At 67.0% G+C, this 12832-nt stretch carries 12 protein-coding genes; 1 reads left to right on the top strand and 11 read right to left on the bottom strand.

The features are described 5' to 3' along the window. From AC36XV_RS02835 to AC36XV_RS02825, 3 genes are all read right to left on the bottom strand, one after another. Positions 1-346 (bottom strand): DUF1801 domain-containing protein (locus tag AC36XV_RS02835; protein ID WP_492202158.1); only part of this gene is annotated, 346 nt, incomplete at its 3' end. Between the two features lie 14 nt (positions 347-360). Beyond that, a complete protein-coding gene (locus AC36XV_RS02830; protein WP_492202157.1) occupies positions 361-648 on the bottom strand; it encodes a hypothetical protein in 288 nt (95 codons plus the stop codon). Positions 649-712: 64 nt separating this feature from the next. Then, the gene (locus AC36XV_RS02825; RefSeq protein ID WP_492202156.1) at positions 713-1273 is read right to left on the bottom strand and encodes a hypothetical protein; all 561 of its coding nucleotides are present in this window, start codon (positions 1271-1273) and stop codon (positions 713-715) included. Positions 1274-1443: 170 nt separating this feature from the next. Here AC36XV_RS02825 and AC36XV_RS02820 point away from each other — a divergent pair, with 170 nt between their 5' ends. Next, entirely contained in the window at positions 1444-2577 is a 1134-nt protein-coding gene (locus tag AC36XV_RS02820) for a mechanosensitive ion channel domain-containing protein (RefSeq protein WP_492202155.1), read from the top strand. 32 nt (positions 2578-2609) lie between these two features. On the opposite strand, the gene AC36XV_RS02815 is transcribed toward AC36XV_RS02820, so the two are convergent. From AC36XV_RS02815 to AC36XV_RS02780, 8 genes are all read right to left on the bottom strand, one after another. After that, positions 2610-2966, bottom strand: a complete 357-nt coding sequence (locus AC36XV_RS02815) for a translation initiation factor Sui1 (protein WP_492202154.1) — start codon at positions 2964-2966, stop codon at positions 2610-2612. Next, positions 2963-3580 carry an alpha/beta hydrolase gene (locus AC36XV_RS02810; RefSeq protein WP_492202153.1) on the bottom strand — a complete coding sequence of 206 codons (618 nt, stop codon included), beginning with the start codon at positions 3578-3580 and terminating at the stop codon, positions 2963-2965. The genes AC36XV_RS02815 and AC36XV_RS02810 overlap by 4 nt, the downstream gene beginning before the upstream one ends. A gap of 44 nt (positions 3581-3624) precedes the next feature. Then, complete coding sequence (locus AC36XV_RS02805; protein WP_492202152.1) at positions 3625-4569, bottom strand: ring-cleaving dioxygenase; 945 nt, start codon at positions 4567-4569, stop codon at positions 3625-3627. A gap of 98 nt (positions 4570-4667) precedes the next feature. Further along, on the bottom strand, positions 4668-5279 hold the full coding sequence (locus tag AC36XV_RS02800) for a cadmium resistance transporter (RefSeq protein ID WP_492202151.1): 612 nt from the start codon (positions 5277-5279) through the stop codon (positions 4668-4670). Between the two features lie 77 nt (positions 5280-5356). Next, complete coding sequence (locus tag AC36XV_RS02795) at positions 5357-7018, bottom strand: hypothetical protein (RefSeq protein ID WP_492202150.1); 1662 nt, start codon at positions 7016-7018, stop codon at positions 5357-5359. Between the two features lie 88 nt (positions 7019-7106). Then, positions 7107-9299, bottom strand: coding sequence for a cation:dicarboxylate symporter family transporter (locus AC36XV_RS02790; RefSeq protein ID WP_492202149.1), 2193 nt, complete (start codon positions 9297-9299; stop codon positions 7107-7109). Positions 9300-9387: 88 nt separating this feature from the next. Further along, positions 9388-10194 carry a neuromedin U gene (locus AC36XV_RS02785; RefSeq protein WP_492202148.1) on the bottom strand — a complete coding sequence of 269 codons (807 nt, stop codon included), beginning with the start codon at positions 10192-10194 and terminating at the stop codon, positions 9388-9390. Next, positions 10191-12623 (bottom strand): arylsulfatase, encoded by a 2433-nt coding sequence (locus AC36XV_RS02780; RefSeq protein ID WP_492202147.1) that lies wholly within the window; start codon positions 12621-12623, stop codon positions 10191-10193. Before AC36XV_RS02780 ends, AC36XV_RS02785 begins: the two co-directional genes overlap by 4 nt. Positions 12624-12832: the final 209 nt, after the last annotated feature.

The raw sequence follows: 12832 nt of genomic DNA, 5'->3' as shown, positions 1-12832 counted from the left end.
TCCGGAACCGGACGCACGACCTGCCGACGTCGAACCGCTTCCCGGTCGCGCGGTACGCGGCCTCGAATGCCTCACGGGTCGCCTCCGACATGTAGATGCCGGTGAGGTACACGGCCATGTGGTTCTTCTGTGAGGCGAGCGCCGCGTACATCAGCGGCTGCCCGTTGTACGTGTCCGGGTACCGTTCGAGCGGAACCTGGTAGGCGATCATCCCCCAGTTCATCGCTTCCTCGTAGCCCTCGGGGAGGTTCTCGAGGATCGTCTCCCTCACGGTCTCGAGGGCCGACCTGCGATCCTCCGGCAGGTCGGACAGGTACTGTTCCACGGTCAATGCATCGGAGCGCATCGGGCTCCTCCCACTCAGGAGTCGGTCCGGGCACCGCTCTCCTCGCCGGGTGCGTCGCGTGGCCCGGCGATAAGGCGCTCGGTGAACTCGAGTCTCTCGTTGAAGTCGGCGGACCGTTCCTGAAGGGCCAGGATCTCTTCCTGGAGCTGCTCGACCGCGTGCTCGAGCCGATCCACGGCGTCGGGGTCGCCGGCCTTCTTCAGGCGTTCCTCGTGCCTGTACTGCATTCGCTGCCCGATCAGGATCGCGCCGGAGATCCCGACGAGGAGCATGGCCAGAAACAGGATCACAGACGGCGGCATCGACTCCTCCGGCTACGTGATGAGATCGGTCCGCGCCAGATCGGGAAGCCCTCCGCTCGTCCGATCAGCCCGGCCACAGCCACCCAAAGGCACCGGCCGTGAGGAGCGCGTAAATGAAGCCGTCGAAGGTGTTCTTGAGCGTGGTGCTCCAGGCGCGGCGATACCAGATGGATGCCTGCCACCCGGCCACCGTGTAGCAGAAGAACGCCGTCGCCCCGGAGAACCGGAACACGTCGAGGTACTCGGGGCTGGCGCCCACCGCCCGGCTGGTGATGTACGCCGCGAAGACGCCGACGATCAGGCTGTACACGAACCACTGGAAGAGCTGGCCGCCCATCTTCGGCGGCCCGGAGGGCAGCACGGTCATGAAGGCCATCGGGCCCTTCTCCATCTTCGCCACGAATTCCGGCTGGCTCATCTCCTTCATCGAGTGGGCCTTCGGCATCACGTACTCGCCCGGGGGAAGGTCGAAGGGCCGCAGGGCGTCCATGACCGCATCCTCGTTCGGCACCCCCGTGAAGTCCCCGGCATGGTATCCGAGAACCATGTGGATGAGGGAGCTGGCCACGAATACGAGAACGGCGGCCACGAGGATCGGGAGCCAGAGGGACAGGATCGGTACCATGGTGCCTCCTGGGAACGGGTCGCAGGCGTCCGACCCATCGTAACCAGAAATCCCGTGAACGAAAGGCCGCCGGGCCGCAGCGGTTGACGGGACGGGCAGACCGTGGTTCCCTTCCATTGGAGCCGAGCCGGGCCCCGGCCCGGTACACGCAACGCCCGAGAGGTACTCCCGTGTCGATCGCCTTTCTCGCCCTGCAGTCCGCGCCGCGACTGGAGATCCCTTCCTTCGTGGACCTGCTCAACGGCCTCCTGAGCCTCACGCCTTCCGCGGTCACGCTGATCCTGATCATCGGGCTCGCCGTGTTCCTCAGACGATGGCTCGAGAGCGGGGCGGGGCAGACCTCGGGGCACAAGATGCGCAACCAGCTCATCCTTCTCGGGGTCTCCGCCACCGGCCTCGTCCTCGTCGTCCTCCTGCTCCCGATCGGAGATGCTCTCCGGGGCCAGATCCTCAGCCTCATCGGCATCGTCCTGAGCGCCGGGATCGCCCTCTCCTCGACCACCTTCCTGGGGAACATGCTCGCGGGCATCATGCTGCGGGCGGTTCGTAACTTTCGGATGGGCGACTTCATCGGGGTGGGAGATCACTTCGGGCGGGTCTCCGACCGCGGCCTGTTTCACACCGAGATTCAGACGGAGGAGCGCAACCTCACGACCCTGCCGAATCTTTACCTGGTGACGAACCCCGTCACCACGGTGAGGGCTTCGGGAACGATCGTGTCCGCGACGGTGTCGCTGGGATATGACGTGCCGAGAAGCCACATCGAGCCGCTCCTGCTCGAAGCGGCCGAGAGGGCGGATCTCGAGGACGCGTTCGTGACCACCGTCGATCTCGGAGATTTTTCGGTCACCTACCGCATCGCGGGCCTGCTCACCGAGGTCAAGTCGCTGATCACGGCCCGTTCACGACTGCGGGGCGAGATGCTGGACGCTCTCCATCGGGGGGACGTCGAGATCGTGAGCCCCACCTTCATGAACACCCGACCGCTGTCACCGGAACAGAGGTTCATTCCCGATCCGACGCCGCGCGCCCCGAAGCGCAAGTCCGAGACCCACACGCCCGAGGAGATCCTGTTCGACAAGGCGGAGGAAGCCGAGGAAGCGGAGACCCTCAAGCAGAGGGCGGACTCCCTGGCGGAGCGGATCGACGAGCTCCGAACGCGGGTCAAGGAGGCGGCGGAAGAGGCCGGGCCGGAGCTGGAAGCCGAGATCGCCCGGCTCGAGGCCGAGCGGGAGCGACTGGTCAGCAGGGCCGAAAAGACGCGGGAAAACCTCGCGGCGGAGGGTGAAGGCGCCGGCGCCTGAATGCGGGGGTGCAGCGGCGACCGGTCGAACCGTCAGCCTCCTGAGCGCTTTGCCTCGAAGCCCCGTCGAACCAGCTCCTCGACCAGCGCATCGCGGTGGTCGCCCTGGATCTCGATCGCCCCCTCGCGCACGGTCCCGCCCGACCCGCACTTCTTCTTCAGCTCCCTGGCCAGAGAAGCCAGTTCGTCGGGTGGAAGGGGCAGACCGTTGATCACCGTGACGCCCTTTCCCTTCCGCCCCTTCGTCTGTCTTCCGACCCGGACCTTTCCGTCACCGACCGGTACGCTGCCGGCCGCACTCCGGCAGCGGCACTCGCCCACCGGTCGTCGGCACCGGGGACAGGTGCGCCCCGAATCCGTCGAGTACACGAGGCCACGGTTCCGGGTCATCGGCTCTCCCACATCGCGGCGGCGATCGCTCGTACGGCCTCCAGTTCGTCCTCGTTGACCGTGTGCCCCATACCGGGGTAACGGCGTAGCTCCACTGACGCGCCCATGCCCTCGAATATGGCCGCCGTCTCCTCCACACGGGTCCACGGCACGTGCGGATCCGGGTCGCTGGACCCGAGGAACACCGGCGTCCCCGCGAAGTCGCCCTCGTAGTCCCGCGGCGTGTCATCCGGCCCGATCAGGCCACCCGTGAGCACGGCGACTCCACCGAACCGGGTCGCATGGCGGGCCGCGAACTCGCTCGCCAGGCAGGCCCCCTGGGAGAATCCCGCGATCAGGACGCGATCCGGCGGGATCCCCTCGGACTCGAGGTCGCGGAGGAGACCCGACAGCATCGAGAGCGCCGAAGACAGGCCGGGCTCGTTACGCTCGATCGGGGCGAGGAAGCTGTACGGATACCAGGTGGAGCCCGAGGCCTGCGGGGCGACGCACGCCAGGTCCGGAAGACCCAGCTCGCCGGCCAGCGTGAGAATGTCTCTCGCCGACCCGCCCCGCCCGTGTATCAGGATCGCGGCGGCGGGAGCTTCCCCGGGTGGCGGTCCTACCCTGATCACAGGCCCCCCGGCATGCGGATCGCCGGAGGCAGGATTCGGGGCCGTCACGGCCCGACCGTCAGGGCGGGAAGTGACCGCTCGATGGTCGCGCGCTGGGGCTCCAGCCACTCCGGCAGTTTCAGTCCCGTACCCAGCTCCTCGGCGCTCTCGTCCACGGTGAAGCCCGGGGGGTCCGTGGCGATCTCGAACAGCACACCGCCCGGCTCCCGGAAGTAGATGGAACGGAAGTAGTTCCGATCGAGAACCGGGGTGACGTTCATGCCTCCCGCCAGCAGGATCTCGCGCGTGGCCCGCTGATAGGCGTCGGTCTCGACCCGGAAGGCGACGTGGTGGACGGTCCCCCCGGCCACGATGCCGGTGGGAGCATCCGGTGAGCATTCGAGGTCGACGACCTGTCCCGCCCCCTCCTCGCCAGCGTGGAAGCGAAACCGGTTGCGCTCCTCGCCGGACGGATCGAATCCCAGCCGGTGAACGAGGAGCTCGGCCGTGGCTTCGTATCCTTCCACGCACAGCGTGACGCCGTGAAAGCCTCGAATCGCGTGCTCCTCGGGCACCGGCCCGCTGGGCCAGGCGGGCAGCCCGGCTGCCTCGGCGCGGGCCACCAGCTCCAGCTGGAGTCCGTCCGGGTCGCGTACCCGGATCCCTTCCTCATCGAACCGGTTCACCGTGCCCCCCACCTCGGCGCCCGCCGCCTCCAGGCGATCCGACCAGTAGCCGAGCGAGCCTTCCGGCACGAGGAAAGAGGTGACCGTCGCCTGGCCCGTCCCGTGGCGTCCCGGGCGGATTCCGGGCCACGGGAAGAAGGTCATGATGGTGCCCGGTCGTCCGAGCTCGTCGCCGAAGTACAGGTGGTACGTCCCGGGATCGTCGAAGTTGACCGTCCTCTTGATCAGCCGCAGCCCCAGGGGGCCCGTATAGAAATCGACGTTCGTCTGCGGATCGCCGGCGATCGCCGTCACGTGGTGGATTCCGAGGACCTGTGCGTTCATCGTCACTCTCCGCATTCGGGAAACCCGTCCATTTCCCGAAGAACATAACGCTCCACCGGATGGGTGCGCGCCCGGGCACCGTTCCGTAATGCGTGCCGTCAGGGCGCCGCGATGTCCGTGGGCGTGTTCGCGAGAATGTAGAAGCCGATGGCGATCAGCAGGAAAGGCACCAGCGGACGGGCGATCCGGGTCACGCGGTCTCCGAGCGCGGTGTTGTGCACCAGGTACCGGGCCCCGATGCCCATGCCCGTCGCGCACGCCACGGCGGCCGCGAGAATCACGAGGCCGAAAGGAAAGCGCGTGTCGGCGAACAGCGCCGCGTAGGTCGCGAGAGAATCCATGCCGGTCGCGAGCATGAGGACCGCGACGCCGGTCGCGCCTCGCGTCGGAAACAGATCACCGGACGTATCGGGTTCGGACACCTGGCCGCGCGACAGGCGGACCAGTTGCCACGATCCGAGGGCCATGGGGATCAGTCCGAGATACGCGACCGCTTCGGCCGGGGCCCGGTGCGCAGCGACTGCCAGCAATCGCCCGACCACGACAATGGCCGCCACGGCGCCCACGTACCCGACGAGGATGGCGCGGGGCCGGTGTGTGCGTCCTGCATACAGCCCCAGGAGCAGGAGAAAGTTGTCACCGCTCGTCGCCACGAAGGCCGCCGCGCCGAGCGCGGCGGCCGTGAGCACGGCCGTGGTGGTCGAAAGCATGGCATCCACCTCAACGCGTCCATCGATCGCCGGAGCACTCCATCCCGAGCCGCATTTCGCGCGCCCGACCGTCGCAGTCAGACAATGAGCACGATGCGCTTCAGTCCCGTGACCATCGCGTGAACCAGGTACTCGAAGAACACCATGTCCCGTTCCGCGCAGGCATATTCGATCTGGCCGTCCCTCGGCTCACCATCCGGCTGCCCGGGATTGCTCGTCCGCACCGCGACGTTCCCGATGAAGCCGAGGACGGAGTGCCAGGCCATCTCCTTCCCGCTGTTCCGGTCCATGAGCCTGAACTTCAGGTCCCGGTAGCGCATGTGAATTCTCCCCGTCGCCTTTCCCGCCCGGGATTCGAGCTCGAGCCGCAGGCTGTCGAGTCGTCCTTCCTGGACCTCGACACCGGTCACGTTCGTGGCGAAGCGGTTGGCGGGGAGCAGGGACATGGCGCCGACCGAGGCTTCCACATCGAAGTCGAGCGTCGGAGAGAGGAGGGGGTACCGAACGATCGCCGAGACGGGGGCCTCCCCGTACAACAGGCCGTCGAGCCGCGCGACCGCAGGCGAAGCTACTGTCATCCGCTCCGGATCGTTGGTGAGGTTCGTGAGGAGGGCGTTCACCCCTTCGAACACCAGCTCACCGGGGCGCTCGGACCCCTTCGCCAGCTCCGAGTACCGGATTCGACCGCTCCGGACCTCGATCGTGTCCACGCGAAACGGGATCGGGATGTCCGCGAAACCTGCGTGGTACTCGCAGGGACGCGCCCTCGGCCCCCAGTCCAGGGCGATGTCGCTGTACACGTGCACGTCGACCGAGTCGAGATCGATGCGTCGCACGTGCACGGCCGCATCGCGCACGTAGTCTCGGAAGTCGATTCCCTCGACCCGTATGGGACCGGCGGTCACGCTGAGCCGATCGGCCCGCTTCGGGAGTCTCCCGAAGAACGGGGCCGCTTCGAGGGTCGGTGTGAACCCGACCGAGCCCACCTCGACCACCGAATCGCGGCTGTCTGCCCGGACGTCCGCAGCGGCCACGAAGTAGAGGCTGTCGTCGAGCACGTGATAGACGGTGTCGAAGGCGAGGGTCACCCGCGAGTTCGCGAGCGCGGCCACCGGGTCGGCGAGGGACACGGAATCGATCCGGATCTCCGTGAGGGTCAGGTCGAGGTCGCGGAGAACGGAAGTGAGGACCCCGAGTCTCGTGACCCGTTTCACGTCGATGGCACCGTCGCGAATGCGGACCCGTCGCAGGGTGGTCTCGGGCGGCTCGAACGCCTGCGCCGGGGCCTCCTCCGTCCCGGCCGTTTCCCCGGCGCTCGAGGGCGTATTCCCGGCAGCTTCCGGGAAGTCGAGATAGACCGTGGGCTCTTCGAGGTCCACGGAGGCCACGTAGACCCCTTCTCCGCGAAGCAATGGGAGGAGTCGCAGCCCGGTCACACGGACCCTGGAGAAGTGGGCGTGTCGCACCAGCGCCGGCTCCGCCATCTCGGTCGCTGCCGAGGTGTCGGCCGACACGTCGAGATCGCCCACGCTCACCCCGTTCAGGGCGAAAGCAATGTCGAGGTCGCCGACGGTGACCGAGTAGCTGGCCGCATCGCGTCCACCGACCGCCTCGGCGATCGCGCCGGGCAGCAGCTTCGTCAGCTGCCGATCCGCCACGTACCGAACCGCTCCGTATACCGAAGCGATGCCTGCGACGGCCAGGGTCACCCAGATCGCTTTGCCAGCTTTGCCCTTCATTCTGGATCTCCCGTCTGCTCAGCAAACCTGAAGTGGCCGAGATCGGGCCGACACAAGCGCCCGGGCCCCCTCTTATCGATTTCGCTCTCTATTCCACCCAGCCGAGGACGTTTCGGATGAGCGACCACCGAGGCACCCGTCGTTCCGGCGGGTCCTCGCCCATGATCCAGTAGGAGAAGAAGCGATCGACGGTGCCATCCCGCGTGGCCATCTCCAGCCACGCATCGACGTAGCCGTGCAACGTCGACGATGAGGGATCCATCGCGAAGACCAGGGGCGCCTTCCACTCGGGAAACGGCACCGCCACCGAGTATTGGGGATAGACCAGCGTCCAGGCGGCCGCCTCTTCGGCGCTCAAGAGGAGAGCGTCCACTTCCAGCTCGCCGCGGAAGAAGGGCCGTGGGCTGGTCACGGTCACGATCTCGGCATTGGGAAGGACCCTTCCGAGGTCGCGCCGATAGCGGGCCCCCGGGAATGCGCCGATGCGAAGCTGCTCCCGCTCCGCGAGCTCGGTGCGGTCCGCGAACTCCTGACGCAGGTAATCGCGCACGGCCAGCGCCGCCGTGATGTCCATGTAGGGAACGGAGTATCGAACCACCCGGGCCCGGTTCGGCGTCATGACGAGACCGGACATCACGAGGTCCACCGCCCCCTGGTGGAGTGCGCCGATCGCTTCATCCACCGGGAGGCGGACGAACTCGACGCCCACCTCGAGATCCGCGGCCAGCCCGCGTGCCAGCTCCGCGTCGAGGCCGACCACCGATCCCGCCTCGTTTCGGAATATGTAGGGCAGACGGTCGGGCACGTAGCCCACGCGCAGCCACCCGCGGGCCCGGATCACGTCCAGCCGATCGGAGTCCCGGTCCGCCGGAGAGAGGGCCCGTGCCTGTTCGGAGTCTCGTTCCGGTACGCTGTCGAGGATGGGCGATCGCTCGACCAATGTCCGGTAGCCCACGTATTCCTGGTCGATCGCCAGGCCCATCACTGCCCTCAAGCCGGCGACCGTGGAGAGCATGATGAGGGCGGAGATGGCGAAGGCACGGCCGAGCGGGCCCAACTTCAGTCTGGCGACGCCGGCCAGAGCGGTCACGACGATCAAAGACACGACGACGAGCTGCAGGGCTGCCGCGAGGACCGAGAACCGCCCCGTGATGACGTCCACCAGCGGGTAGAGATCGAAGATGTCGGCGGGAAGTCGGAAGACGTCGAGCAGCGCGGGAATCGCGATCGTCCATCCCCCGAAGGCGGTGACCACGGACAGCGACGCGAACGCCGGGTACTGGCCCGGAGCGAGCGGAGAGCCGACCAGCCAGGCGCCGAACAGCACGAAGCTCATGGTGAGGAGCATGCCGACCGACGGCAGGTTGAAGGCCGTCGGCAGGACGACGTCGACCATGGCCTGCTCGTCTTCGCCATCGATCCCTCGCTCCCTGAGCAACCTCTTGGCAGCCGTCGAGAGCAGCGGCAGCACGACCAGTAGACTTCCGGTCGCGAATCCGGTCACCAGGGCATCGCGAGTGGCGGCGAATACCTGCCGGAACCGGATTCCCGTGATCAGGCCGATCAGCAGAGGCAGGACGCCGAAGACGAGCACCAGCGACATGGCGACGTACCCCCACACGTACACCTGCAGGGCTTTGAACTGGTCCACCCGTATCGTTCCGGCTGCCGCCGCAGCCAGGGCGAAGATCCCGATCGGCGCCGTCTTCACGACGAGGCCGGTCAGCCGCATGACCGCGTCCGCGAGGCTGCCCAGAACCTCGAGGAGCGTGCCCTTCCTCTCCACTCCCATCAGCGCCACACCGAGCAGGATGCAAAAGACGACCACCGCCGGTACCGTGGCCTGGCTCAGGGAAGCGAAGATGTTCCGGGGGATGTAGAGCCCCAGCAGGTCGAGCTCCGGTGGCGGCTGCACGAGCGCCCGGGTGAAGAAGTTGGCCGCTATGCGGTCCGGGTAGCTCAGCGGCATCAGCAACATGGCGCCGACGCCGACCGCCCAGACGACCAGCACCGTCACCGCTCCGACCCCGGCCAGTCGCCTGGCCGTCGCGGGTCGAAGCCGACCGAGACCGTAGACGATGGAGATCACCACGTACGGGAGCACGGTCATCTGAAGAAGCGCGATGTAGGCTCGACCGATGGGAGCGAGAAAGCCGACGGTCTCTCCGAAGAACAAGCCGACGACCACGCCCAGGCCGAGGGCGATCAAAACCAGAGCCGACAGAGACGGCCGGCTCCGTCTGCTTGCTTCGACCGGACTCAGCTGGCGGCTCGTCGGCATGTGCCCCCCGCGTTCGACGCTCTACGGCCCTCAGGGGGCAGCCTCCGGCAGGCCCTCCGCTCCACGCTGCGGGACACTCCAAGCGTGGTCAGGACCCACCCAACGGGAAGAGGGTCTGTACCTGAAGGCGCCACTGCCAGTCGGGGCCCACATCGGGTTTCACCGCGTAATAGTAGCCCTGCGTCTGAACGTTGACCGGGAGCTTCCCTAAGAAGAAAAGCTTCCCGCCACCGGCCCCGAACGGCACCTTCCACTTCTGGCCCTCGTCCGCCTTCCAGTCCACCGTGATGATCGGAGCGCTGTTCAGGTACCAGCCCTCACCGAGCTGGTACACGATGAAGTACTGAACGAGGCCCTTGCTCACGTCCTGGCGGTCGGAGCTTCCGGCGTACGACCACACCTGGTTGGCCAGGATTCCCAGCGTCCAGTTGCCGGGCTGCTTCAGCGCGACACCTGACAGCCCGGCGCTCCATTTCTCACTGCCCCGCTCGGAGCCACCGCTCGGAAACTCGAACACCGGCCCCACTCCCCACATGAATGGTCCGCCTTCCGGCACGTAGAACGTGGTGAACGTGATGTCGGAAAGCCCGGACGAGTAGCGGCCGCTCTCGGCCGAGATGTCCGGAATCCATACGAATGGAAAGATGGTTCGGGTGATGATCTTGCCTCCCGCCAACGGCACGACAGGCTGAATATTCAGCACGCTGGAGTTTCGATCGTACGGTCCGAGCCCGAAGTCGTTGTTGAACTGCAGGGGCAGGCTCGCCATGTGCGCGATCGGGTTCGCCGCCTTCTCCGACAGCTCTTGCTTTCGGTCGCCCGCTTCCTGCGCCCGTAGGGCGCTCGAGCTCCCAATCAGCAGCATCAGTCCCAGCACCGTGGCTCTGTGCATCACGTCGCCTCCGGGCTCAGATACTCGAAATGCATCCGCTCGATCGCTCCGCCGAACGGGAACGGGGCTTCGTCGAAGTAGTCGTCGGCCACCGGGGAAGCGGTGTCGCGACCGATGTCGAAGGTCTCCGATGCCGTGAACGTACCCGGAATGGTGCGATCCACCGTGCCGCTCGCCACCTGCCGGCCATTGATCCAGAAGACGAGCTCGGCGGGGGCAGCGCGCTCCGGCGGGGTCCGCATTTCCATCTCGATCCGCACGTCGCCGGCAGGCAGGCGGCCCACATCGATGTGGGTCCGTCGGATCAGAAGCGAACTGTATTCGTAGCGAAGCTCCCCGTTCCAGACATAGAGCGTCACGCCGCCGGCGTATCCGCCCATGGCGAACAGCACTCCGTTCGCGTTTTGCGGAACGGTCGCATCGATCTCGACCCGGACATTCCCGTTGCGCACGTTGGGCGCCTCGGCTTCTGGAATCCTGATCGTCGGCTCGAAGAAGGTCCACTCCGTGTTCGTGCTCCGCTTCATCTCGGCCGGATTCAACGGAGCGAAGAGCCCTCCGCCGATCGGGAACACCTTGTTCTCCTCCGCCTCGCGCAGGAAGAGGTTCCTCAGTTCGGCAACCCTGTCGGGATCTTCATCCGCGAGGTCGTGAACGAGCGAGAAATCGGTTCGCGTGTCGAACAGCTCCCACGTGTCCTCGGCGGGATCCCAGGCCGAGATGTCCGGCACCTCCGCCACCCAGGGCGTCCGCGGACCGAACACGCGCGCGAACCAGCCCTCGGAGTAGATGCCGCGGCTGCCCATGATCTCGAAGTACTGGTGGTCTTTCCGTCCCGGCGCCGCCGGATCATCGAAGGTATAGGCGAAGCTCACGCCGTCGATCGGGTCCTGCTCGTGTCCGTCCACGACGTCCGGCGGGCGGATACCCAGGATCTCGTACAGCGTCGGCGCCACATCATTCACGTGCAGGAACTGGGACCGGGGCGTCCCGTCCGGAGCTATGCGATCGGGCCACGAAATCACCATGGGGGTCCGCGTGCCCCCGAAGTCCCCCGCGATCAGCTTCACGTAGCCGAACGGCGTATCGCCGGCCCAGGCCCAGGCCGAATGGTACATGTTGTCCATGCGCGGGCCGCCGACCGCCGAGAGCCCTCCGAGTTCATCGGCAACCGCGATGTGCTCGGAGACCGTGGTCGGGATGCCGTTCTGGGCATTGAGCTCCGCGACGCTCCCCTGCATGCCCTCGGCCGAGGCCCCGTTGTCCGATACGATGTAGATGAACAGGGTGTTGTCACGGATCCCCATTTCCTCGAGCGCGTCCACCAGCTTCCCGACCTGCGCGTCGGTGTGCTCCAGGAAGCCGGCGTATACCTCCATGAGGCGCTCCTGGAACGGGCGCTCGGCCTCGGGAATCTCGCTCCAGGCGGGCATTCCCTCGGGCCGCGGTGCCAGCTCGGCGTCCGCGGGGATCCATCCGAGCTCCTTCTGCCGCTCGAACACCCGCTCCCGCATGGCGTCCCACCCGTCGTCGAACCTGCCCCTGTACCGGTCGGCCCATGCACGGGCCACGTGATGCGGTCCGTGCACGGCGCCCGGGGTCCAGTACACGAGGAAAGGCTGATCGGGGTGAATGGCGCGGTGCCGCTGCATCCAGCGGATCGCCTGGTCCGCCATGTCCTCGGTCAGGTGATAGTCCTCGTAGTTCTCCGGGTGCGGCGTGGCGATGGGCGTCGTGTTCTCCCACAGGGTCGGCTCCCACTGGGAAGTCTCGCCGGCGATGAAGCCGTAGAAGTGGTCGAACCCGAGGCCGGTCGGAAAACGGTCGTATGGACCCGTGGCCAGGGCGTCCACGGGCGTGTTGTGCCACTTTCCGAACGCTGCCGTACCATATCCGTAGTAACGGAGCACCCTGGCAAAGGTGGCCGTTGACTTGGGAATTTCTCCCGTGTAGCCGTCCCAGTCGTTCGCGAGCTCCGCGATCTGGCCCGCCCCGACGCGGTGGTGGTTTCGTCCGGTGAGGAGCGATGCGCGGGTCGGTGAGCACATCGCCGTCGTGTGGAACGCGTTGTAGGCGATCCCCTCGTCGGCCAGCCGCGACAGCGTCGGGGTCGCGATGTCGCCGCCGAACGTGGACGGCTGTCCGAACCCCGCGTCATCCAGCATGACGATGACGATGTTGGGCGCGTCCTCCGGCAGGCGGTTGATCTGCTCACGCCATTTGTGCACGGACTGCTGCATCGTCGGGCCGGCCTCACCCCCCATCGGTGGAGGGTCGAAAGGCAGCACGGCGCCGACTTCCGGCGAAACTTGCGCGTCGCGCGGCTCCCCCGTGCAAGCGACCAGCGCCCACGTCAGGGCCGCCGTGGCCAGGAACAAGCTCGCGACCGTGGAAGATGCGCGAGCGTGCGAACCTCGGACTCGCCTCTCCATCAGACCCTCCTGCGACATGGATGGCAGGCACATCGGCTCCCCCGTCCGGGAGGTAGCAGAACCACGAACGGATCTTGCGAATGACCGCGGCGAGCGTCGGCGGGCGTGCAGCCGGAGGTGACACCGGCCGAGGGGGAAGTGCCGTGGACGCTGCCGTCGCAAGCTACGCCAGAATGCCGACTCCGACAACCGGCGATCCTCTTGCAGGC

The organism is Candidatus Benthicola sp., from assembly GCF_058719085.1.
This window is presented reverse-complemented; position numbering and strand designations above follow the sequence as displayed.